The following is a 22,603-nucleotide window of genomic DNA, read 5'->3' as shown; positions in this document are numbered from 1 at the left end:
GGGAACGACGCGGGTCAGATGGCGGCGAGCGCGTTCGCCGCCTGGACGATGCGCTGATCAGCATCACCGCCCACCGGCACGTAGGCAATTCCACGTGCCGCCAGTTCCTCATGCAGCATGCGGTTGATCGTGATGCTGACTTCCTCGTTTTCCCGCTGCAGACCGTCGGCCACCCACGGGATGTCCGCCGCCGTCAGCAGGGTGAGATCGTAATCGCGCCGGTGCGCGTCCGCCAGCACGGCCAGTTCGGCGTCAATGCCACCGAAGTAATGGCGGCTGTAGACAGCCGTCATCAGCGGCGTGGTGTCGCAGAACAGGAAGCGTCGCGCGCGCGGCGCTGCCTCGTCCTCACGCGCACGCTGCGTGCGTGCTATGTGGATCTGGTCCGCCTCCACCGGAATACGCTGCGCCACATCGACAAACTCGCGCAAATATTCCGGCACCCAGACGGTATCGAAGCGACGCGCCAGCGCTTCGGCCAGCGTGCTTTTGCCAGACGACGCCGTGCCGAGAATCGCGATGCGCAGCGGTTTCATTCCATTGCCAGACGGCGGCCGCCCGTATGCGTGTCACCGCTCCAGGTGCGCAGGCCGATTACCGCCATGCCAACGAAGATGGCGTACAGGATCGCCGTCAGCATTAGGTGCTTGTGCAGATACAGCCCGACGTACAGCACATCGACAATGATCCACACATGCCAGTTCTCGATCTTCTTGCGCGACAGCAGCAGCTGGCCGACCAGCGAACCGGCCGTCAGGAAGGCGTCCGAGTTCGGCACGTCGGTATCGGTATAGGACTTGAGGAACCACGCCAGCAGCACAAAGCCGGCCAGCCAGGCGCCTGCGGCCAGCCAGCGGCCGCGCGCCGACAGCGCCGTCACCGGCAGCTTGTCGTGGCTGTCATCGCCGTGCAGCCACTGATACCAGCCGAATACCGACACTGCGATGAACACCAGCTGCAAGCCCATGTCGCCATACAACCGCGAACCGTAAAACACCAGGCCATAGGTGGCCGAGGAAATGATGGCGAACAGCCAGCCCCAATGGCTCTGGCGGATGTTCAGCCACACCGTGGCCACCGACAGCAGGAACGACAACAGCTCCAGCGGGGTCGTGGCAAATACTGCCAGGTGCAGCGGCATATTCGCGTAACCCAGCAGGAGCGTCAGTACGTTCATTTTTTAGGATATTTGATGGTCATTTCTTTGAGCACGTTGTCGGCGTGATCGACTTCCGACATCACCCACAGCATATACCGGATATCCAGATGAATGGCGCGGGTGATGTCGCGGTCAAAGTACCAGTCCTTGGTGATCGATTCGTAGGTGGAATCGAAGTTCAGGCCAATCAGCTCGCCGTTCTTGTTCATCACAGCCGAACCGGAGTTGCCGCCGGTGGTGTCGGCGCTGGTCAGGAAGTCGACCGGCACCGTGCCCAGGACCGGATCCTTGAACTGGCCGTAACGCTTCGCCTTGATCGCATCCAGCAGGTTTTGCGGCGCGTCGAATGGCGCCTTGCCGGTGTTCTTCTCGACGATGCCTTCGATGGTGGTGAACGGACCTTTGGTGATGCCGTCCTTCGGCGAGTACGGCGATACGGTGCCGTAGGTCACGCGCAGCGTCGAATTCGCGTCAGGATAAACTGGTTTGCCCTGCGATTTCTTCCACGCGATGACTGCCGCCATGTACTGCGGGATCACGCGTTCCAGATTGCCATCCAGTTCCTTGCGGCGGTCCTTCAGCGATTGCGACACCTGGTCAGTCTTCACCGCCAGCTTGATGAAGGCGTCATTGGACGCGCCGAAGGCGGCGGTGTCCTTGCCAACCCATGACAGGCGCGCGGCCGTATCGCCCAGTTGCGATTGCGCGTACATGGCCGGCACCGCATCCACTGACGGCAGCAGCGCATCCAGGCCGGTGACGTGCATCGACTTCGGCAGCTTGGCATAGCGCTGCAAGGCGGCGACGAAGCGCGCCTGGTCAACGCTGCCCACATACGACTGTTCCAGGCGGTTCAGGCGCGCCTTGATGAACGGCAGGTCGCGCTGCTGGAAGCCCAGCTCACGTTCCGCATCCGGCTTGGCGCTTTCCTGCGCCAGGCGATACAGCGGTGCGGCGGCTTTCAGCAGGTCGCTGGTGGTGGCCACGCTATAGCCGAATTCCTCGTCGCTCAGCGCGATGTCGGCGGCGATCAGCGCATCCAGTTCGGCCAGCAGCTTCTTGTCGCTGTTCGGCTGCTTGGCGTACCAGGCGCGGAACTCGGCGTCCTGCACGTCCTTGATGGCGGCGATGTCCTTGCGCGCAAAGCCGTCGATCAGGCCACGCGTTTTCTTCATCACGTTGTTCAGGCTCTTGACCACGCTGGCGTAGCGCACCGCATTGGCTTCGCTCTTCTCGGTGGAGGCGGCGATCACGTCCAGGTCGGACTGGATCTCGGCTGCCTTGGCCGGATAGGCGGCGTCGCGCGCGTAGCGGATTTCCGACGGCAGCTTGTAGCGGCTGGTGCGGCCAGGGTAACCGGCCAGCAGCACCGGATCGCCGTTCTTCAGGCCTGCGGCCGACACCACCAGGAAGTCCTTCGATTTATACGGCACGTTGTCCGGCGACGGTTCGGCCGGACGGCCATCCTTGCCGACGTAGGCGCGCAGGAACGAATAATCGCCCACGTGGCGCGGCCACTCGTAGTTGTCGATGTCGCCGCCAAAGTCGCCCAGCGAATTGGCCGGCGCGTACACCAGGCGCACGTCGCGTATCATCATCTGGCGGATGCGGTAGTATTCCAGGCCGCGATGGAAGGCCGGCACCGAGCAGCGATAGAACTTGTCGCTCTCGCATTCGGCGATCAGGGCCTTGATGTTCTTGTCCACCGCTTCACTGCGCGCCTTGCCGCTCATGGTCGGCGTGATGTCCTTCAGCACGCGGCCGGTGACATTCTCCACCTTGTCGGTCACGTACACCAGCGTATTCGGGCCGCCCGGCAGCTCGTCGGCGCGGGTCTTGGCCAGGTAGCCGTTGGCGATGTAATTATGTTCCGGCGTCGAGTTGCGCTGGATGGCGCCATACGCGCAGTGGTGATTGGTGACCACCAGGCCGGCGTCCGACACGAACGACGCCGAGCAGCCGCCCAGCGAGACGATGGCGCTCATCGGATGTTTCGACAGGTCGGCCAGCTTTTCCGCCGGGATGGCGATGCCGATGCGTTTGAGTTCGGATTTCAGCTGCGGCAGTTGGTATGGCTGCCATTGCCCTTCGTCGGCGTGTGCGCTGGTGGCGCACAGCAGTGCGGCGGGAATAACTAAATATTTTAACAAGATATGGCCCCTGAATGATTACGGCGCCGGTATTATAGATCGAAGCTCAACGTCAGCCTACAGCCACCGCTCGGCTGGTTGCACAGCTCCACACGTCCGCCCAGCGCGGCGACGCGCTGGTTCATGCTGATCAGGCCAAACGACTCGGGCTTGCGCCGCTCCGGCTGCTGCAGGCCGATGCCGACACCGTCGTCGCTCACACTCAGCGCCAGATGGCCGGCGCGCAGCGACAGCACGATGTTCACCCGCCGCGCATGCGCATGGCGGCGCACATTGTTCAGCGCCTCCTGCAGGCTGCGGAACAACACGATCTGCATCTCCGGCGACAGCCCGGCCAGTGCCGCCAAGCCGTCCGCATCGGGCAGCGTCAGCGCGCAGGCCAGGCCGGTGCGCCGGGCGAATTCGGCGGCCTGCCACTCCAGCGCCGCCTGCACGCCCAGGTCCAGCACCGCCGGCCGCAGTTCGTTCATGATGCCGCGCACGCTGCGGATGGTGGCGTCCACCGTCTCCAGCGCCGCGCTGACGCGCTGGTGCAGGCGCCCATGGCTGCCGGCGGTGCGCGCGTTCAACATCGACAGGTCGATACGCAGCGCCAGCAGGTTCTGTCCCAGTTCGTCGTGGATGTCGCGGGCAATGCGCTTGCGCTCATCCTCCTTGATGGTTTCCAGGTGCGTGGCCAGCTGGCGCAGCTCTTCGCGCGACGCGCTCAGTTCGGCGGTGCGCGCCGCCACCCGCGCATCCAGCTCCTGCGACCAGCGCTGCAGCGCGGCGTCGGCGTCGCGCTGCGCCGTCACGTCCGAAAACACGCCGATGTAATGCGTGATGGCGCCGTCGCCGTCGCGGATCACCGTCAGTGACATGGCGGCCACGTACGGCGTGCCGTCGCGGCGGCGGTTGAACACATCGCCCTGCCAGCGCCCCTGGCTGCGCACCTGGGCCAGCGCGGCCGCGTGGTAGCCCGGCGGATGGGCGCCGGCGCGGCCGAGGAAGCGCGGATTGCGGCCCAGCGCTTCTTCCGCCGCATAACCGGTCAGCTGGCTGAAGGCGTGGTTGACGGAGACGATATTGAGCTCGGCGTCGCACACCAGCACGCCCTCGTTGATGTTGCTCAGCACCTGCATGGCGCGCAGCCGCGCGGCGTCGCGCGTGCTGGCGTTGCCGACGTCGGTCAGGATCATGCGGCAGGTCTGCGCGCCGGCATCCAGATTGGCTTCGATGCGCAGCCGGCGCGACTCCTGGCCGGTGCCGGCCGCGCCGGGTGGTTCAAACAGCAGCACTTCCAGCGCCGCCCGCTCACCGCTATCGAACAACCGTTGCAGGAAGCGGCGCAGCTCGGCCTGCGCCGACGGCATCACAAACTGTTCGAAGCGCTTGCCGAGCAGCGGGGCTTGCGCCCTGTCCAGCAGTTCGGCGGCGGCCAGGTTGGCGCGCGTGATGTAGCCGCTGTGGTTGAGCGACACGTAGCCGGCCGGCGCCTGCTCGTACAGCGTGGCGTAGCGCGCATGCAGCGCGCTGGCCTGATCGCGCTCGGTCTGTAGTTCGGCCAGCGCCTCGCTTTGCAGATCGAGCTCGATCTGGCTCACTTGCAGTTCATGCCAGTGACGCAGTTCATCGCTGCCGGCGTCCGGCGCCGGCGGCAGCGGATGGCGCGCCACCGCATGCTCGGCCGCCGCCCGCAGTTGCACGGGGTCGAGCTCGGGGCGCGGCGGCTTTTTCATGATCACTCCGGCGTACCTTGTATCAAGCGCAGCCTGGCCTCCAGTTGTTTGGCTTCGCTGATGTTAATGAAGGTGACGACCACGCCGTCGATGACGTTGTCCACCGTCCGGTACGGCATGATGCGCACCGTGTACCAGCCGCCGCTGCGGGTGGGAATCTGGCGCTCGCTGTACACCAGCGTGCGCAGCACCTCGCGCGCGTCGTCCTGCAGCTCCGGGTAGTCCAGGTCGTTGACGATGTCGCCCAGCGGGCGCTGCACGTCGCCCGGAATCAGCTTGTAGATCTGGGTGGCGCGATCGGTAAAGCGGCGGATGCGCAGTTCGCTGTCGAGGAAGATGGTGGCGACGTCGGTGCTGTTGAGCAGATTCTTCATGTCGCCATTGACCATCGACAGGTCGTCCACCTTGGATTGCAGCTCGGCGTTGACGGTGTACAGTTCCTCGTTCAGCGACTGCATCTCTTCCTTGGAGGTGGTCAGTTCCTCGTTGGTCGATTGCAGTTCCTCGTTGGTCGACTGCAGCTCTTCATTGGCCGACTTGAGTTCCTCGCGCGAAGCCTGCATCTCGTTGCGCACCGCCTGGATTTCCAGCCGCGCCTGCGCCAGCTGCTGCTCCAGCTCCAGCAGTTGCGGGTTGCGCGAACGCGGACGACGGCGCTCGGCCGGCACCGCGACACTGGCAAAGGTGACCAGCACGGCGCCGGCCAGCGGGCTGTCTGCCGCCATCGCCTCCGCCGTCATGTCGACCGCCGTGGCGGGGTTGCCGGCGGCATCGCGCTGGATCAGGCCGCGCACGCTGGGGGCGCCCTCGCCCTGCATGGCGCGCTTGAGCAGCCCGGCCAGTTCGTGGCGCAAGCCCTCGCGCGCCATCGCATGGATGTTCCAGTTGGCCTTGCCGGCGGCCGGCTCGAGATAGGCGCCGGTACGGCCATGGATGTACAGGATGTCGCCATGCACGTTCAGCAACACCGCCGCCGGCGTATGCTTCTTGAGCAGCTGCTGCTCGACCTGAGTTTGGAGATTGCCGTTCATGGATGGGAGATCGGATGCGATAACGGAAGGGGCCGAGACATTGCTGACCCGGGTGGGAAAATAACTGGCGACATGGTTGATCGACGCTTCCAGCCGGCGGTACACGCGCGCCGCCGCATTCAGCGGCGCAAACAGCTCGGTAAACTCGCCCGGCGTTTCCGCACTCCCCAGCAACAGCAAGCCGTCCTGCTTGAGCGCATAGTGAAACAGGGGAATCAGGTCGCGCTGTAGCTTCGCTGTAAAGTATATCAGCAGGTTGCGGCAGCAGAGCAGATCGAGTTTGGTAAACGGCGGATCGGAAATGATGTTCTGACGCGCGAAGATGATGGTGTTGCGGATGTCCTTGCGGATGCGGTAGCCGCCGCTGTCGGTGGCGACGAAATAGCGCTGCAGGCGCCGCTCGCCGACATCGTCGCGAATGGCGGCGCTGAACACGCCCTGGCGCGCCCGCGTCACGGCGTCGTCATCGAGGTCGGTGGCGAAAATCTGCAACGTGTACTGGGCAGTTGGACGCAGCTGCGCCAGCACTTCGTGAAAACTGATGGCCAGCGTATAGGCTTCCTCGCCGGTCGAACAGGCCGGCACCCAGGCCTTGAACGCAGCGCCCTGCGGATGGCGCGCCAGCAGCTGCGGCAGCGCCGTCTCGATCAGGTACTCCCACACCTTGGGGCCGCGGAAGAAGTTGGTCACGCCGATCAGCAGTTCCTTGAACAGCAGGTCGACTTCCCCCGGATTGGCGCGCAGGAAGACAATATAGTCCGGCAGCTCGCGGCATTGGTGTACTTTCATGCGGCGCTCGATGCGGCGCATGACGGTGCTCAGTTTGTAATCGGCGAAGTTGGCGCCGGTTTGCGACTGCAGCAGCTGGTACATCTGCTGCAGGGCGTCGCGCTGGCGCAAGGCATCGCCACCCGCGACGATACCGTCATCGCGCCGCCACCAGTCGAGTGCGTGGCGCGCCAGTTCGGCCGGCGGCGCCACCACATCGACCACGCCGGCGCCGATGGCGCTGGCCGGCATCGACTCGAAGCGGGCCGACGGCGGTAGCTGCGCCATGGTCAGGCCGCCGGTCTCGCGGATCGCCTTCAGGCCGAGGGTACCGTCCGCGCCCATGCCGGACAGCACCACGCCGACCGCATGGCCGGGGCCATGCTCGGCCAGCGCCATGAACAGGCGGTCGATCGCCAGATGGTCGGTGCGCCGCGCCGGCGGCGGCTGCAACGCGAAACGGTCGCCGTCAAGACTGAGCTGGCCGCGCGCCGGCACCACGTACACGCGATCGGGCATCAGCGCCATGCCGTCCTGCACCTCGCTGACCGGCATCGGCGTCACGCGCTGCAACAGCTGGGTAAGAATGTCCTGATGCTGGGCGTCGACATGCTGCGCCACCACATAGGCCATGCCGCTGGCGGGCGGCACGCTGGCCAGGAATTCGCAGATCGGATCGAGCCCGCCGGCGGATGCGCCAATTCCCACCACCGGCACTGCGGCGTCTGGCGACGCGGTGGCGCTGGCGGCTGCGTCGTCAGGGGCGGGGGCGGGCGTAATCATCTTGCCTGATTATACAAAGCCCTCCCCTAAAAACCAAGCGTGATGCTTAGTCGGCGGCTGGGTTGCCAGCGGCGTGCCAGCCGCCGCCCAGCGACTGGATCAGCGCAATCGCCGTGGTCTGGCGGTTGACTTGGGCCTGCACCAGCGCGCGGCGCGCGGTCAGCGCGGTCTGCTGCGCCGTGACCACATCACTGTAGCTGACCTGGCCGGCGCGGTAACGGTTGAGCAGCTGCGCCTCGACCTGGTCGGCCGCTTCCGACGCCGTCTTGCGCAGATCCTGCTGCTGCACCAGCGCGCGCGTGGCCACCAGCTGGTTCTCGACATCGGCGAACGCCGTCAGCACCGCCTGGCGATAACTGGCGATGGCCTGGTCGCGCGCCGCCTCGGCGCCGCTGACGCGGGCCTTGGTGGCGCCGGCGTCGAACAGCGTCTGCGCCGCCGTCAGGCCCAGCGACCACAGATTGTTGGAAGCGTTGAACAAGCCGCCGGTGGAGGCCGCGCCGTAGCCGAAGGAACCGGTCAGGTTCAGGCTCGGGAAGTAGGCGCTGCGGGCGATGCCGATGTTTTCATTGGCGGCGGCCACGCGGCGCTCGGCGGCGGCGATGTCCGGACGGCGTTGCAGCAGCGTCGATGGCAGGCCGGTCGGCACATCCGGCACGGTGATCTTCCACTCGGCCGGCGCCAGCGAAAAGTCGTTGGCGGCCTTGCCCAGCAGGACCGCGATCGCGTGTTCGTAGGTGGCGCGGGTGCGCACCAGCGTGATCTGGTCGATGCGGGCGCTGGCCAGCTGGGTTTGCGCCTGCAGCAGGTCGGACTTGGCGGCGATGCCGGCGTCGAAGCGGTTCTGCGTGATTTGCAGCACGCGCTCATAGCCTTCGGTGGTCTGCTCCAGCAGTGCCTTCTCGGCGTCCGCCTCGCGCAGTGCGAAGTAGTTGGTGGCCAGCTCGCCCTGGGCCGACAGACGCGCGGCGGCCAGGTCGGCGGCGCTGGCTTGCAGGCTGGCGTTGGCGTTGCCGACACCGGCGCGCAGCTTGCCCCACACGTCCGGCTCCCAGCTGGCGCCGATGTTGGCGCGGTACTGGTTGGCGGTCTGCGTGTTGCCGCCACCGCCGCTGCGGGTGGCGCTACCGTTCAGGTCCACCACCGGGAACAGCGACGCGCGCTGCTCGGCCACCAGCGCGCGCGCCTGCGCGTACGAAGCGATGGCGGCGGCCACGTTCTGGTTATTCACCTCGATGCTGTCGGCCAGCTGGTTCAGCAGCGGATCGCCGAACAGCTGCCACCACGGGCCGCGTTCCAGCGTGTCGGCCGGGGCGGCGGCGGTCCAGCCGGCGGCAGCCTTGTCGGTGTCGCTCGGGGTCTCCTTGTAGGCCGCCGGCTGCGGCGTCTCCGGCACCTTGTAGGTCGGCGTGACCGAACAGCCGGCCAGCAGCGCAACCGCCATGGCCAGCGCAGTCAGGGGATAACGGGAGGTTGGTGCGTATTTGCTCATGATGTAATCGGCTCGTCGCTATGAATGCGGCTTAGTTGTTGTTCGGACGGGCTGCGGCGACGCAGCTTGTCCATCAGGATGTAGACCACGGGCGTTGTCAGCAGCGTTAGCAGCTGGCTGGCGATCAGGCCACCGATAATGGCCACGCCGAGCGGCTGGCGCAGCTCCGAGCCTTCGCCAAAGCCGATCGCCAGCGGCAGCGCGCCCAGGGCGGCGGCCACGGTGGTCATCAGGATCGGGCGGAAACGCAGCAGGCAGGCTTCACGCACCGCTTCCATCGGCGACAGGCCGCGCGCGCGCTCGGCTTCCAGCGCGAAGTCGATGATCAGGATGGCGTTCTTCTTGACGATACCAATCAGCAGGAAGATGCCGATCAGCGCAATCGTCGAGAACTCCATCTTGAAGATCAGCAGCGCCAGCACCGCGCCGACACCGGCCGACGGCAACGTAGTCAGCACCGTCACCGGGTGCACCAGGCTTTCATACAGGATGCCCAGCACGATGTAGATCACCACGATGGCTGCCAGAATCAGCAGCGGCAACGACTTGTTGCTGTCCTGCGCCGACTTGGCGGCGCCGGCAAAGCTGCCGCGCACATTATTGGGCATGGCGATTTCCGCTTCTGCCTGGGCGATCTGCGCCGCCGCCTCGGACAGGCTGGCGCCGTCCGCCAGGTTGAAGGCGATGGTGGTGGCCAGTTCGCCGTCCTGGTGGTTGATCGAGGTCGGCGCCGAGCTTTCGGCGTAGCTGGCGACCGTCGACAACGGCACCATGGTGGTGGCCGAGGTGCTCAGCGAATTGCCGGACGAGGCATCGCGTACCGCCGGCGCGGCGATGTTGGCGGCGGTGGCCGACGACGTGGTCGTGCTGCTGCTGGTGCCGCTGGTGCTGGTGGCCGCCGCCGTCGTCGCCACCTGGGCGCCGCTCGGGTTGGCGGCGCTCGGCGCCGGCAGGCCGGTGGACGGCACGTAGACGTCCTTCAGCGATTCAGGGCTCTTGGCATACTCGCGCGCCACTTCCATGATGACGTGGTACTGGTTCAGCTCATCGTAGATGGTCGCCACCTGGCGCTGGCCGAAGCTGTCGTACAGCGCATTGTCGATATCCTTGGTCGAGATGCCGAGACGCGAAGCGCTCTGCTTGTCGATGGTGACGAAGGTCTCGACGCCGTTGTCGGCCTGATCGGAGTCGACGTCGGTCAGCGCTTTCTGCCCCTTCATCGCTTCCGCCAGACGGGCCGCCCATTTTTTCAGGTCGGCCTGGTTGTCGGACTTCAGCGTGTACTGGTAGTTGGCGTTGGCCGAACGGCCGCCCGAGCGCAAGTCCTGCACGGGGCTGAGGAACAGCGTGACGCCGGTGACCCGTGCCAGCTTCGGCCGCAGGCGCGCAATCACCGCCTGCCCTGCCACCTTGCGTTCATTGGCTGGCTTCAGATTGACGAACATGAAGCCGCCGCCGGCGCGCCGGCCGCCGGTAAAGCCGACCACCGTGGCCACGTCCGGATCGGCCTTGATGATGTCGACCAGCTGTTTCAGCTTGCCCTGCATGGCCTGGAACGAGATGCTCTGGTCGGCGCGGATGCCGCCGTTGATCTGGCCCGTGTCCTGCTGCGGGAAGCCGCCCTTGGGAATCGCCGCGAACAGGTAGAAGTTCAGGCCTATCACGAACACCAGGCTCAGCATCACCAGCCAGACGCTGTGCAGCGCCCAGTCCAGCGCATGCTCGTAGCCTTTGAGGATGGCGTCGAAGCCGCGCTCGAAGAAGCGCGCGATGCGGCCTGGCGGCTTGGCGTGAACATTCCCCGGCGACAGCAGCCAGGCGCACATCATCGGCGTGGTGGTCAGCGAGATCACCAGCGAAATCACCACGGCGGCCGACAGCGTAATCGCAAATTCCTTGAACAGCGCGCCGAACTGGCCGCCCATGAACAGCAGCGGAATGAAGACGGCAATCAGCGAAAGGCTGATCGACAGCACGGTGAAGCCCACCTCGCGTGCGCCCAGCAACGCCGCCTCGAAGCGGTCCATGCCGGCCTCGATGTGGCGGGTGGTATTTTCCAGCACCACGATGGCGTCATCGACCACGAAGCCGGTGGCCACGGTCAGCGCCATCAGCGACAGGTTATTCAGGCTGAAGCCCAGCAGGTACATCACGCCGAAAGTGCCCAGCAGCGAGACGATGGTGGCCACGGTCGGCACGATGGTCGCCCGCACATTGCGCAGGAAAACGCTCACCACCAGCACCACCAGCAGAATCGAGATAATCAGCGTAATCTCGATTTCATGCAGCGACGAGCGGATCGAGTTGGTGCTGTCGCTGGCCACCTGGATCTTGACGTCCGGCGGCAGCTGCGCCTGCAGCATCGGCAGTTGCGCGCGCACGCTGTCCACCGTCTCGATGACGTTGGCGCCGGCCTGGGAACGCAGCAGCACGATGATGGCCTTCTCGCCGTTGAACAGGCCAAGGTTGTTCTGATCCTCGACGCCGTCCACCACCTCCGCCACATCCCGGAGGCGGATCGCGGTGCTGTTGCGGTAGCCGACGATCAGGTTCTGGTAGTCGGCGGCGCTGCGGCCGCCGGAGGCGTTGGCCGACTCGGAATAGATCTGCAGGCGGCGGCCGTTGCCCTGCAAGGCGCCGCGCGGCCGGTTGGCATTGGCGGCCTGGATGGCGGCGCGCACGTCCTCCATCGACAGCCCCTGCTTGTTGAGCGCATACGGGTTCAGTTCGACCCGCACCGCCGGCAGCGAGCTGCCGCCCAGTTCCACGTCGCCGACGCCGGTCACTTGCGACAGGCGTTGCAGCACGATGTTGGAGACGGCGTCGTAGATCTGGCCCGGCGTGCGCGTCTTCGAGGTCAGCGCCAGAATCATGATTGGCGCGCCGGAGGTGTTGGCCTTGCGGTAGGTCGGATTGCTGCGCAGCGTGGACGGCAGGTCGACGCGGCTGGCGTTGATCGCGGCCTGCACCTCGCGCGCCACCGAGTCGACGTTGCGGTTCAAATCGAACTGCAAGGTGACGTTGGCGGAGCTGGTGCTCGACTGCGAGGTCATTTCATTGACGCCGGCGATGGTGCCCAGGTGCCGCTCCAGCGGCGTGGCGACGCTGGTGGCCATGGTGTCCGGGCTGGCGCCGGGCAGCGTGGCGCTCACCGAAATAATCGGGAAGTCCACCTGCGGCAGCGGCGCCACCGGCAGCACGAAGAACGCGCCGATGCCGGCCAGCGCCACGCCCACCGTCAGCAGGACGGTGGCGATCGGACGCTTGACGAATGGGGACGACAGATTCACGACGCGTCACCTTTGCCCTGGCCTTGGTGGCCCACCTGCGGCGACAGCAGCGCCGCCTGGTGCGGGTCGCGCGGCGGCTCGCCCTTGAAGCGGCGGTTGACGCGGCGCGCCAGGCTGTCGAAGCCCAGGTAAATCACCGGCGTGGTGAACAGCGTCAGCATCTGGCTGACAATCAGGCCACCGAAGATGGCCAGGCCCAGTGGACGGCGCAATTCAGCGCCCTCGCCCCAGCCCAGCATCAGCGGCACGGCGGCGAACAGCGCCGCCAGTGTGGTCATCAGGATCGGGCGGAAACGCAGCAGCGCGGCCTGGTGAATCGCCTCGCGCGGCGGCTTGCCCTCGTCGCGCTCCGCCTCGATGGCGAAGTCGATCATCATGATGGCGTTTTTCTTGACGATACCGATCAGCAGGATAATGCCGATGATGCCGATCACGCCAAGGTCCTGGCCAGTGATCCACAGCGCCAGCAAGGCGCCGACGCCGGCCGACGGCAACGTCGACAGAATCGTCAGCGGGTGGATATAGCTTTCATACAGCACGCCCAGCACGATGTAGACGCAGACCACGGCGGCCAGGATCAGCCACAGTTGGTTGTTGAGCGAATTCTGGTACGCGCCGGAGGCGCCGAGGAAGGTCAGCGTCACGGCGGACGGGAACTTGATCTCGGCGGCGGCCTGCTTGATGCTGTCCACCGCGGTGCCGAGCGACACGCCCGGCGCGGTGTCGAAGCCCAGCGTGGTGGCCGGATACTGCGCCACGTGCGTCACCTGCAACGGCGCGGTGCGTTCGGTCACGCTGGCTACCGCCGCCAGCGGCGTGGCCTTGCCGGAGCCGGTGCGCAGCTGGAGGTTTTCCAGATCGGCCGGGGTGTTGATCGAATTGCGGCGCGCTTCCAGGATCACGCGGTACTGGTTGGTCTCGGTGAAGATGGTCGAGACGATGCGCTGGCCGAAGGCGCTGTACAACGCGTCATCGATCGAGGCGGCAGTCACCGACAGGCGCGACGCGGTGTCGCGATCAACCGTGACATAGGCCGCCGCCGAGCTGGCGCCAACGTCCGAGGTGACGTTGCGCAGCTGGGCCTTGGTGCGCATCTGCGCTTCCAGCTTGGTGGCCCACTCGTTGACAGAGGCGTTATCCGCACCTTCAATCGATACGCGGAACTGGGTCGGGCCGGTTTCGGCGTCGATGGTCAAGTCCTGGGTCGGTTGCAGGTACAGCGTCAGGCCCGGAATCTCGGCCACGCGCGCGCGCAGGCGGTCCATGATGTCCTGCTGGTTGCCGCTGCGGTCGTGCTTCAGGTTGATCAGCATGCTGCCGGTGTGCAGCATGGTGTTGTTGGCCGCATCCACGCCGACCACCGAGCTAAGGTTCTCGACCGCCGCATCCTGCAGGATCACCTGGGCAGCCTTCTGCTGCAGCTCCGCCATCTTGTCGTACGAAACAGCCTTGCCGGTTTCCAGGCGCGCCTGCAGCTGGCCGGTGTCCTGGGTCGGGAACAGGCCTTTCGGAATCACCACGTACAGCAGCGCCGTCAACAGCAAGGTGGCCAGCGCCACCAGCAGCGTCAGGCCGCTATGGTTGATCACCCAGGTCAGCGATTTGTCGTAATGGCCGATCACCCAGTCGAAGAACTGCTGGAAGCGCACCGCGAAGCGCGACGGCTTCTCTTCGGCGTGGCTCTTCAGCCAGCGGGCCGACATCATCGGCACCAGCGTCAGCGACACCACGGCGGAGATCAGGATGGTGATCGCCAGCGAGATCGCGAATTCGCGGAACAGGCGGCCCACCACATCGCCCATGAACAGCAGCGGAATCAGCACGGCGATCAGCGACACCGTCAGCGAAATAATGGTGAAGCCGATCTGCTTGGCGCCTTTGAGCGCGGCGGCCATCGGCGTTTCGCCCTCTTCGATGTAGCGGGCGATGTTCTCGATCATGACGATGGCGTCATCGACCACGAAGCCGGTGGCGATGGTCAGCGCCATCAGCGACAGGTTGTTCAGGCTATAGCCCAGCAGATACATCACGCCGCAGGTGCCGATCAGCGAAATCGGCACCGACAGGCTGGCGATCACGGTGGCGCGGATGCTGTGCAGGAAGGCGAAGATCACCAGCACCACCAGCACCACGGCCAGCACCAGCTCCATCTCGACGTGTTCGACGGAAGCGCGGATGCCGGTGGTGCGGTCGCTCAGCACCTCGACATGGATGGCGCCCGGCAGGCCGGCCTGCAATTCCGGCAGGCGCGCCTTGATGGCGTCCACGGTGGCGATGACGTTGGCGCCGGGCTGACGCTGCACGTTGAGGATAATCGCCTGTTTCAGGCTGGATTTGGTGCCGGACCAGGCGCCCAGCTCCACGTTCTCGGCGCTGTCGATCACCTGGGCGACGTTGGACAGGCGCACCGGGGCGCCGTTCTTGTACGCCAGGATCAGGTCTTTATAGTCCTTGGCGGTCACCAGCTGGTCGTTGGCGTTGATGCTGTAGGCGCGGGTCGGGCCGTCGAAGCTGCCCTTGGCGCCATTGGCGTTGGCCGCCGTGATGGCGGTGCGCAGCGTGTCCAGGCCCAGGCCATACGAGGCCAGGGCGTTGGTGTCGGCCTGGATGCGGACCGCAGGACGCTGGCCGCCGCTCAGGGTAATCAGGCCGACGCCGGAGACCTGGCTCATTTTCAGCGCCAGGCGGGTGTTGACCACGTTCTGCACTTCGGTCAGCGGCATGGTGTCGGAGGTGATCGCCAGCGTCAGCACCGGCGCATCGGCCGGGTTGACCTTGGCGTACACCGGCGGCGCCGGCAGGTCGGTCGGCAGCAGCGAGTTGCCGGCGTTGATCGCGGCCTGCACTTCCTGCTCGGCCACGTCCAGCGTCTGGCCCAGGCCAAACTGCAGCGTGATGATGGAAACGCCGGCGGCGCTGGTGGAACTCATGCGCGACAGGCCGGCCATGGCGCCGAACTGGCGTTCCAGCGGCGCGGTCACGGTCTGCGCCATCACTTCCGGGCTGCCGCCCGGGTACAGCGTTTGTACCTGGATGGTCGGGAAGTCCACCTGCGGCAGCGCCGACAACGGCAGGAACTTGAAACCGACGATACCCGCCAGGACGATCGCCAGCATCAGCAGCGACGTCGCTACCGGACGCTGGATGAAGGGTGCGGATGGACTCATTGCTTCGCTGCGCCTTCCTTGTTACGGCGATGATGCTCGCCGTTCGGCGACGATGCGGCGCCGGCCGCGCCAGCGCCCTGCCCTTTGGCGCCAGGCAGCGTGACCTTGGCGCCTTCTTTCAGGCGGTCGGCGCCTTCGGTGATGACTTGTTCGCCCAGTTTCAGGCCGTCGGTGATCTGCACCTTGTCGACCGTGGCGACGCCGCGCGTGACCGGCCGCACGGTAACGGTCTTGTCTTCTTTCAGCACGTAGACGAAGTCGCCGCTGTTACCGTGACGCACAGCGTTCACCGGCACCATGACGGCGTCCTTGATGGTGTTCAGTTCCAGGCGCACGTTGACGAACTGGCTCGGGAACAGCGCCAGCTTGGCATTGGCGAAGCGCGCCTTGGCCTTGACGGTGCCGGTCTGGGTGTCGATCTGGTTGTCCATGGCCTTGAAGGCGCCGCTGTCCAGCGTCGCGGTGCGGGTGCGGTTCAGCGCCAGCGCCGGCAAGGTGGCGCCGTCGTTGACGCGCTGCGCCACGCCCGGCACGCTGTCCTGCGGGATCGAGAATTCAACGTCGATCGGCGACAGCTGGGTAATCACGGCAAGGCCGCCGGTGTCGCTGGAGCTGACCAGGTTACCGATATCGACCACGCGCAAACCCACGCGGCCGGAAATCGGCGCCACCACCTTGGTGTAGCCCAGATTCAGCCTGGCCGTGCCTTCGGCCGCTTTGTCGGTCAGCACCGTGCCTTCCAGCTGCTTGACCAGCGCCGCCTGCGTGTCCACGTCCTGGCGGGCGATCGAGTCCTGGGTCAACAGCGTGCGATAGCGGTTCAGCGTCAGCCTGGCGTTTTCCAGCTGCGCTTCGTCTCGCTGGCGGTTACCGGTGGCCTGCATCAGCGCCATTTCAAACTGACGCGGATCGATCCGCGCCAGCACCTGGCCGGCCTTGACCATCTGACCTTCTTTAAACAACACCGATTGCAGGATGCCCGACACCTGCGGACGCACCGTGGTGGTGGCAGCCGCCGTCACCGTGCCGAGGGCTTCCAGCGTGACCGGCACGTCGGCTTTTTCAGCAGTCGCCACGCCGACCGTGGTGGCCGGCATGCGGCGGCCGCCTGCACCGCCACCAGGACCGCCAGGACCACCGGGACCGCCCGGGCCAGGACCGCCGGCACCTTGCGCACCGGGCGCGCCGCCTGCCGGCTGGTGCGTCAGATACCACGCCAATCCCCCTAACGCCGCCATCACGGCGACGGCGATCACGCTGCCGAGTAGCTTGCGGCTGCGTTTGGGAGGTTTGGCATTCAAAGTCGGCTTGGCTTGCGAATCCATCGTTATCCTTTTTCTAGGCGTGCGTGTCCATGGCAAACGCGCCATGGAATCAATGCGTGGACTCTAGCACAAGGTCCTGCCGCTGTCTGTCGGCCTTTGTCTGGGGTTACAAACTCGCTACAAATCAAGGACTTTGCGCATTTATCGTTAAACTACCTTTACATATCTTTACCGAGCCGACATCGCTCCTACATGCGCGCGCGGCATACTGGCCGCACTGACCGTACCCTCACCGTAGCGTAGAATTAATCGCATGAACCCTGTAGACCGAATTTTGCTGGTAGAAGACGACCCGCGCCTGGCCGAGATGCTTACCGAGTACCTGGGCCAGTCCGGCTTTCGCGTGCTGCACGCGCCCACAGGCCGCATCGCCATGGACCATATCGCCGCCTCCGAGATCGACGCCGTGATCCTCGACCTGATGCTGCCTGATATGGATGGCCTGGACGTGTGCCGCCAGCTGCGCGCCACCTCCGACGTGCCGGTGCTGATGCTGACCGCGCGCGGCGACGCCATCGACCGCATCGTCGGCCTGGAAATCGGCGCCGACGACTACCTGCCCAAGCCTTTCGAACCGCGTGAACTGCTGGCGCGATTGCGCGCGATCCTGCGCCGCCGCGTCGACGTGCGCCACCTGGACACGCCACCCGGCGCCGGCCAGCGCGCGCAGCCCGGTCAGGACGAGTTCCTGCGCTTCGGCCGGCTGGAAGTCGACCCGGCCGCCCATGCCGCGCGGCTGGACGGCGTGCCGTGCGAACTGACCGCCTACCAGTTCGACCTGCTGCTGGTGCTGGCAAAACACGCCGGCCGCGTGCTGTCGCGCGATGCGCTGATGGACCTGCTCAAGGGCGAGCCGCTGGAAGCCTTCGACCGCTCGATCGACGTCCACATGTCGCGCATCCGCGCTGCCGTGGAAGACGATCCCAAAAAACCGCGCCGCATCATCACCGTGCGCGGCGCCGGCTACCTGTTCGCCAAGGTGCAGGATTGATGAAGCGTTTTAATATAGGCCTGCCGCGCCTTTACTTCCGCTTTTACGTCGCGCTGCTGGTGATCCTGGCGATCTTCGCCTTCGCCACGCTGGAAATCTGGAACCGTACCGGCAGCCCGCTGGAGCGCTCCAACGCCACGCTGGCGCAAGTAATGCAAAACGTGCTGGCGCCGCCCGACGCGCCGCCAGACATGCAACAGGCCGCGCTGGCGCGCGTCGCCGCCAACCTGAATAACGCTCACATGACGCTGTACACCCGCGACTGGCGTCCGCTGGCCGTGGTGGGAGACCTGATCCCGGCGCGTCACTGGCGCCGCCAGGGCGTGACCGGACCGCCGCCGGAATCGTTCGTGCGCCTGCCGGACGGGCGCAAGCTGCTGTCGAGCGAACCGCTGGGCTTCACGCGGCCCAAGGCCATGCTGCACAACGCCCTGCTGCTGGTGGCGCTGGGCATTGGCGTGGCGGCCTTCCCGCTGGTGCGGCATCTGACCAAGCGGCTGGAGCGGCTGCAGATCGGCGTCGAAAAACTCGGCGCCGGCGATTTCACCGCGCGCGTGCCGATCGAAGGCAAGGACGAAGTGGCGCGGCTGGCGCAAAGTTTCAACCGCGCCGCCGACCAGATCGAGCAGCTGGTCGGCGCGCACAAGACGCTGCTGGCCAACGCTTCGCACGAATTGCGCACGCCATTGGCGCGCATCCGGCTGGCGCTGGAATTGATCCCGGAAGGCATCGACCCGAAACGCCGCAAGGGCCTGGAACAGGACATCGCCGAACTGAATCACCTGCTGGACGAAATCCTGCTGGCCAGCCGCCTGGGCGCAATCCCGGAAAATACCGACTCCGAAGAACTGGACCTGCTGGCGTTAGCCGCCGAAGAATGCGCGCGCTACGACGACACCATGCTGGATGGCGAGTCGGCCTTGATGCAGGGCGATCCGCGCCTGCTGCGCCGACTGCTGCGCAATTTGCTGGAGAACGCGCACCGCCACGGCGTGCCGCCGGCCAGCGTGCGCATCACCTGCGCGAATAATGTGGCGACGTTGCGGGTATGGGATGAGGGTCCTGGCGTGCCGGATCCGGAATTCGAGCGCGTATTCGAACCCTTCTTCCGCCGTCGCGGCACGCTGGATAACAATGGTGCGGGATTGGGTCTGGCACTGGTGCGCCAGATCGCCCGGCGCCATGGCGGCGAAGCCCGCTGCGCCCTGATGCGGGATGGGCGCAGCTGCTTCGAGGTGGAGTTGCCGCTAGCCTGACGTCCTCCCCGCGAAAGCGGGGATCCATAGAACGCTAGCTCATCAGACTCGGCATGGATTCCCGCGTTCGCGGGAATGACGTTACGGCGATTCGCACAGGCAGTGGGTGATCGCGGTGAACGGCTTGTGCTGCGCCGTGATCTCCGTCAGCCAGCCCAGGTCCTGGGCGATACCGGTTGCCGCGCTTGGCGGCAGGCCGGTGGTGGCCGCAGCACCCAGTTTCAGCTGTGCCGACACCGCCTGCGCCACCGCTTGCGCTGTGCCGCCGCCGATCATCTCCACAAAACGGTCAAACTTGCTGATATCACGCTCGACGTACACCACGCGGTAATCGGCCGGCAGTTTGGCGCGGGCGGCGGCCGATTTCAGCGCGTCGCCATAGCTGCCCAGACGGTCGACCAGACCGCGATCCTTGGCCTGCGCGCCAGTCCACACACGGCCCTGCGCCACTTCGTTGATCTTCTCCTGCGTAGTCTTGCGCGCCTGCGCCGCCTTGGTGGTGAACTCGGCGTAGATATGGTTGATGCTGCCCTGGATCACCTGGCCGAAGCGCGGGTCCAGTGGTCGCAGCGGGTTGCCTGCATCACCCAGCCAGGTGGTCGGCTGGCCGGCGGTGTGGATGCCAAGCTTGTCGATCACCTTGTCGGCGGTCGGCAGGATGGCGAACACGCCGATCGAACCGGTGATGGTGGTCGGCTCGGCGATCACTTCATCGGACGACATCGAAATCCAGTAGCCGCCCGAAGCTGCCACGTTACCCATCGAGACCACCACCGGCTTGCCGGCGGCGCGCGTCAGTTCCAGTTCGCGGCGGATCAGCTCCGAAGCGAAGGCGCTGCCGCCGGGCGAATCGATGCGCAGCACCACGGCCTTGATGCTGTTGTCTTCACGCGCCATGCGGATCAGCTTCGAGGTCGAATCGCCGCCGATCGAACCAGGACCGGCGCTGCCGTCGCTGATCTCGCCCTGCGCCACGATCACGCCGACGGCGTCGCCGGTCAGCTTGTGCGGCACGCGCGCCAGGTATTCGTCAAACGCTACCTGGCGGAAGCTCTTGGCGTCCGCATCGGCGGCGCCGCGCTTGATCATCATCTGGCGGATTTCGTCCTTGGTCTTCAGGCCGTCGACCAGCTTCTCGGCCAGCGACAGCTTGGCCAGGTCGCCATTCACCGCCGCCACTTGCGTCGGCAGGTCATTGATGGTCTTCATGATCTGGCCTTGCGGCAGCTTGCGCGCTTTCTCGACATTGTCGGTGTACGACGCCCACAGCGCATTGTTCAGATACGACTCCGCTTCAGTGGCGGCCTGCGACGGGCCGTTGGCGATGTACGGCTCGCCGAAACTCTTGTAGGTGCCGACGCGCAACAGATTGACCGTGACGCCCAGCTTGTCCAGCGCATCGCGGTAGTAATTGCGATAGCGGCCGAAACCTTCGATCATCACCATACCCATCGGATGCAGATAGACTTCACTGGCATGCGCGGCCAGCAGGTACTGGCGCTGGTCGTAGCTGGCGCCCCAGGCGATGACCGGCTTGCCGGCCGCCTTGAAGCGATCGATGGCGGCCGCCACTTCACGCAGCGAAGCCTGGCCGGCGCCTTGCAGGTCGTCGGTCAGCAGCACGGCGGATTCCACGTTCGGGTCCTTGGCGGCGGTGTCCAGCACGGCCAGCACGTCACGCAGCTGGATCATCTTGTGCACTTCGCCGCCGCGGGCATTGGCCAGCAGCGCTTCCGTGGCGTTAACGCTGGACTGTTCGACCAGCTGGCCCTTCAGGTCCAGCACCAGCGTGGTTTTCGGCTGCAGCGGCTTGGCGCCGCCGCCGAAGATGGCGTACAGCAGGATCAGCACGATGGCCAGGAAAATCAGGTTCAGCACCGTGCGGCGGGTGGCGTCGACCGAACGCCAGAAAAAGGCGAAGCCGCGACGGACAAACGAACGCGGTTTTTGCGGGGATTGCGGGGACTGACTCATCAACACTCCAGTGGTTGCGTAATTTGCAATGATAATACCGCTACAGCGGCTTTTTGGAAATGACCAGCAGGCCGGCGAACACCAGCAAGCCGTTCAGGATAAGCAATTCCAGCCCGATCCGATAGCTTCCAAACAGCGATTGCTGATTAAAATCAATAACATAGCATAGTAGCGGGCCGGCCAGCGCCACGACTGGCACCCAGCGGTCACGCACGGCACGGCGCGTCAGGATACCGAAGGCGAATAGCCCCAGCAATGGGCCATAGGTGTAGCCGGTCAGCTTGAGCACCAGGCCGACCATGCTGGCGTTGTCCACCCATTTAAATACCAGTACCAGCGCCAGGAAGATGGCGCAGAACGCCAGGTGCACGCGGTGACGCAGGCGTTTGCGGCCGGCTTCCGTCAGCTCGCTGCGGCGCTGCACGCCGAGAATGTCGATGCTGAAGCTGGAGGTCAGCGCGGTCATGGCGCCGTCGGCGCTGGGGAACAGCGCCGAGATCAGGCCAATGAAGAATATCAGTTGCAGCGCCGCCGGCATGTGGCCCATCACCACGGCGGGGAACAGCTTGTCCCCTGCCGCCGTTACACCGGCCGTCGGCGCGTACAGGTACAGCAACCCGCCAAGGTACATGAACAGTACCAGTACACCGGTCAGTACAGCGGTGGTGAGCAGCATGTTCTTTTGCGAGTCGCGCAGCGTTTGCACGGAGATGTTCTTCTGCATGGTCTCCTGGTCCATGCCGGTCATCGCGAGGACGATGAAGAATCCGGCCAGCAGCTGCTTCCAGAAGTTGGCCGGGCTGTCGACCGAGGTCGTGATGACCCGCGTCAGGCCGTGCGCCTGCATCTGCGCGAAGCTGTCCAGCGGGCCGAGGTGCATGGCGTGCAGCAGCCAGCCGGCGCAGATCACCAGGCCCAGGACCATGCCGGTGGTTTGCAGCGTATCGGTCCAGACGATGGTCTTGACACCGCCTTCGTAGGTGTACAGCAGGATCATGACGAGGATGACGGTGGTCGTCAGCCAGAACGGCACGCCCATGCTGTCGAGGATCGTCAGTTGCAGGATGTTGACCACCAGGTACAGCCGCGCCGAGGCGCTCAGCAGGCGCGAGATGCTGAAGAACGCGGCGCCGCTCTGGTAGGCGCGCTGGCCGAGGCGTTGTTCGAGATAGGTGTAGATCGAGGTGAGCTTGAGGCGGTAGTACAGCGGCAGCAGGATGAAGGTGACGGCGATGTAGCCCAGCACATAGCCGAGGATCACCTGCAGGTAGCCGAAACCATCGCGGCCGACCGCGCCGGGGACGCTGATGAACGTCACTCCGCTCAGCGTGGTGCCCACCATGCCGAACGCCACCAGCAGCCAGTTACTGCGCTTGTTACCGATGAAGAAACTGTCGTTGTTGGCGTTGCGGGAGGTGCGCCAGGCAACGATCAGCAGCACGGCGAAATAAGCGGAGACGAGGCAAAACAGCGAGACTGCGGACATGGGGTGGGCGGCG

At 65.5% G+C, this 22,603-nt stretch carries 13 protein-coding genes; 2 read left to right on the top strand and 11 right to left on the bottom strand.

The window, feature by feature from the left end; translation table 11 throughout:
• Positions 1 to 14: 14 nt before the first annotated feature.
• Genes GTP55_RS23370 through GTP55_RS23330 form a run of 9 tightly spaced genes read right to left on the bottom strand, consistent with a single transcriptional unit; the run spans position 15 to position 16,883 of the window.
• Positions 15 to 536 carry an AAA family ATPase gene (locus tag GTP55_RS23370; RefSeq protein ID WP_161047213.1) on the bottom strand — a complete coding sequence of 174 codons (522 nt, stop codon included), beginning with the start codon at positions 534 to 536 and terminating at the stop codon, positions 15 to 17.
• Positions 533 to 1,177, bottom strand: coding sequence for a nicotinamide riboside transporter PnuC (pnuC, locus tag GTP55_RS23365; RefSeq protein WP_229258129.1), 645 nt, complete (start codon positions 1,175 to 1,177; stop codon positions 533 to 535). The genes GTP55_RS23370 and pnuC overlap by 4 nt, the downstream gene beginning before the upstream one ends.
• Positions 1,174 to 3,309 (bottom strand): S46 family peptidase, encoded by a 2,136-nt coding sequence (locus tag GTP55_RS23360; RefSeq protein WP_161047212.1) that lies wholly within the window; start codon positions 3,307 to 3,309, stop codon positions 1,174 to 1,176. Before GTP55_RS23360 ends, pnuC begins: the two co-directional genes overlap by 4 nt.
• Before the next feature lie 32 nt (positions 3,310 to 3,341).
• Positions 3,342 to 5,027, bottom strand: coding sequence for a sensor histidine kinase (locus GTP55_RS23355; protein WP_161047211.1), 1,686 nt, complete (start codon positions 5,025 to 5,027; stop codon positions 3,342 to 3,344).
• 2 nt (positions 5,028 to 5,029) lie between these two features.
• Positions 5,030 to 7,609: a chemotaxis protein CheB gene (locus GTP55_RS23350; protein ID WP_161047210.1), complete on the bottom strand. Its 2,580-nt coding sequence runs from the start codon at positions 7,607 to 7,609 to the stop codon at positions 5,030 to 5,032.
• A 46-nt stretch (positions 7,610 to 7,655) separates the two neighbouring features.
• Positions 7,656 to 9,101 carry an efflux transporter outer membrane subunit gene (locus GTP55_RS23345; RefSeq protein WP_161047209.1) on the bottom strand — a complete coding sequence of 482 codons (1,446 nt, stop codon included), beginning with the start codon at positions 9,099 to 9,101 and terminating at the stop codon, positions 7,656 to 7,658.
• Complete coding sequence (locus GTP55_RS23340) at positions 9,098 to 12,391, bottom strand: efflux RND transporter permease subunit (protein ID WP_161047208.1); 3,294 nt, start codon at positions 12,389 to 12,391, stop codon at positions 9,098 to 9,100. The genes GTP55_RS23345 and GTP55_RS23340 overlap by 4 nt, the downstream gene beginning before the upstream one ends.
• On the bottom strand, positions 12,388 to 15,558 hold the full coding sequence (locus GTP55_RS23335; RefSeq protein WP_161047207.1) for an efflux RND transporter permease subunit: 3,171 nt from the start codon (positions 15,556 to 15,558) through the stop codon (positions 12,388 to 12,390). The genes GTP55_RS23340 and GTP55_RS23335 overlap by 4 nt, the downstream gene beginning before the upstream one ends.
• Positions 15,555 to 16,883: an efflux RND transporter periplasmic adaptor subunit gene (locus GTP55_RS23330; RefSeq protein WP_161047206.1), complete on the bottom strand. Its 1,329-nt coding sequence runs from the start codon at positions 16,881 to 16,883 to the stop codon at positions 15,555 to 15,557. The genes GTP55_RS23335 and GTP55_RS23330 overlap by 4 nt, the downstream gene beginning before the upstream one ends.
• Positions 16,884 to 17,136: 253 nt before the next feature.
• On the opposite strand from GTP55_RS23330, the gene GTP55_RS23325 reads away from it, so the two are divergent.
• On the top strand, positions 17,137 to 17,874 hold the full coding sequence (locus GTP55_RS23325; RefSeq protein WP_161047205.1) for a response regulator: 738 nt from the start codon (positions 17,137 to 17,139) through the stop codon (positions 17,872 to 17,874).
• The gene (locus tag GTP55_RS23320) at positions 17,874 to 19,130 is read left to right on the top strand and encodes a sensor histidine kinase (protein ID WP_161047204.1); all 1,257 of its coding nucleotides are present in this window, start codon (positions 17,874 to 17,876) and stop codon (positions 19,128 to 19,130) included. Before GTP55_RS23325 ends, GTP55_RS23320 begins: the two co-directional genes overlap by 1 nt.
• Positions 19,131 to 19,211: 81 nt before the next feature.
• Here GTP55_RS23320 and sppA read toward each other — a convergent pair whose 3' ends face one another.
• Positions 19,212 to 21,104: a signal peptide peptidase SppA gene (gene sppA, locus GTP55_RS23315; protein WP_161047203.1), complete on the bottom strand. Its 1,893-nt coding sequence runs from the start codon at positions 21,102 to 21,104 to the stop codon at positions 19,212 to 19,214.
• A gap of 40 nt (positions 21,105 to 21,144) precedes the next feature.
• Positions 21,145 to 22,590 (bottom strand): sodium:solute symporter, encoded by a 1,446-nt coding sequence (locus GTP55_RS23310; protein WP_161047202.1) that lies wholly within the window; start codon positions 22,588 to 22,590, stop codon positions 21,145 to 21,147.
• Positions 22,591 to 22,603 lie beyond the last annotated feature (13 nt).

It is taken from the genome of Duganella margarita, assembly GCF_009857535.1.
Classification (GTDB): Bacteria; Pseudomonadota; Gammaproteobacteria; order Burkholderiales; family Burkholderiaceae_D; genus Rugamonas; species Rugamonas margarita.
Note: the sequence above shows the minus strand (reverse complement) of the source record. Positions and strands in the feature narration are given on the sequence as shown.

Excerpts from the sequence above, each read along its gene's own strand:
- GTP55_RS23370 (WP_161047213.1), bottom strand. The coding sequence starts at position 536 with ATGAAACCGCTGCGCATCGCGATTCTCGGCACGGCGTCGTCTGGCAAA.
- pnuC (WP_229258129.1), bottom strand. The coding sequence starts at position 1,177 with ATGAACGTACTGACGCTCCTGCTGGGTTACGCGAATATGCCGCTGCAC.
- GTP55_RS23355 (WP_161047211.1), bottom strand. The coding sequence starts at position 5,027 with ATGAAAAAGCCGCCGCGCCCCGAGCTCGACCCCGTGCAACTGCGGGCG.
- GTP55_RS23350 (WP_161047210.1), bottom strand. The coding sequence starts at position 7,609 with ATGATTACGCCCGCCCCCGCCCCTGACGACGCAGCCGCCAGCGCCACC.
- GTP55_RS23345 (WP_161047209.1), bottom strand. The coding sequence starts at position 9,101 with ATGAGCAAATACGCACCAACCTCCCGTTATCCCCTGACTGCGCTGGCC.
- GTP55_RS23335 (WP_161047207.1), bottom strand. The coding sequence starts at position 15,558 with ATGAGTCCATCCGCACCCTTCATCCAGCGTCCGGTAGCGACGTCGCTG.
- GTP55_RS23330 (WP_161047206.1), bottom strand. The coding sequence starts at position 16,883 with ATGGATTCGCAAGCCAAGCCGACTTTGAATGCCAAACCTCCCAAACGC.
- GTP55_RS23325 (WP_161047205.1), top strand. The coding sequence starts at position 17,137 with ATGAACCCTGTAGACCGAATTTTGCTGGTAGAAGACGACCCGCGCCTG.
- GTP55_RS23320 (WP_161047204.1), top strand. The coding sequence starts at position 17,874 with ATGAAGCGTTTTAATATAGGCCTGCCGCGCCTTTACTTCCGCTTTTAC.
- sppA (WP_161047203.1), bottom strand. The coding sequence starts at position 21,104 with ATGAGTCAGTCCCCGCAATCCCCGCAAAAACCGCGTTCGTTTGTCCGT.
- GTP55_RS23310 (WP_161047202.1), bottom strand. The coding sequence starts at position 22,590 with ATGTCCGCAGTCTCGCTGTTTTGCCTCGTCTCCGCTTATTTCGCCGTG.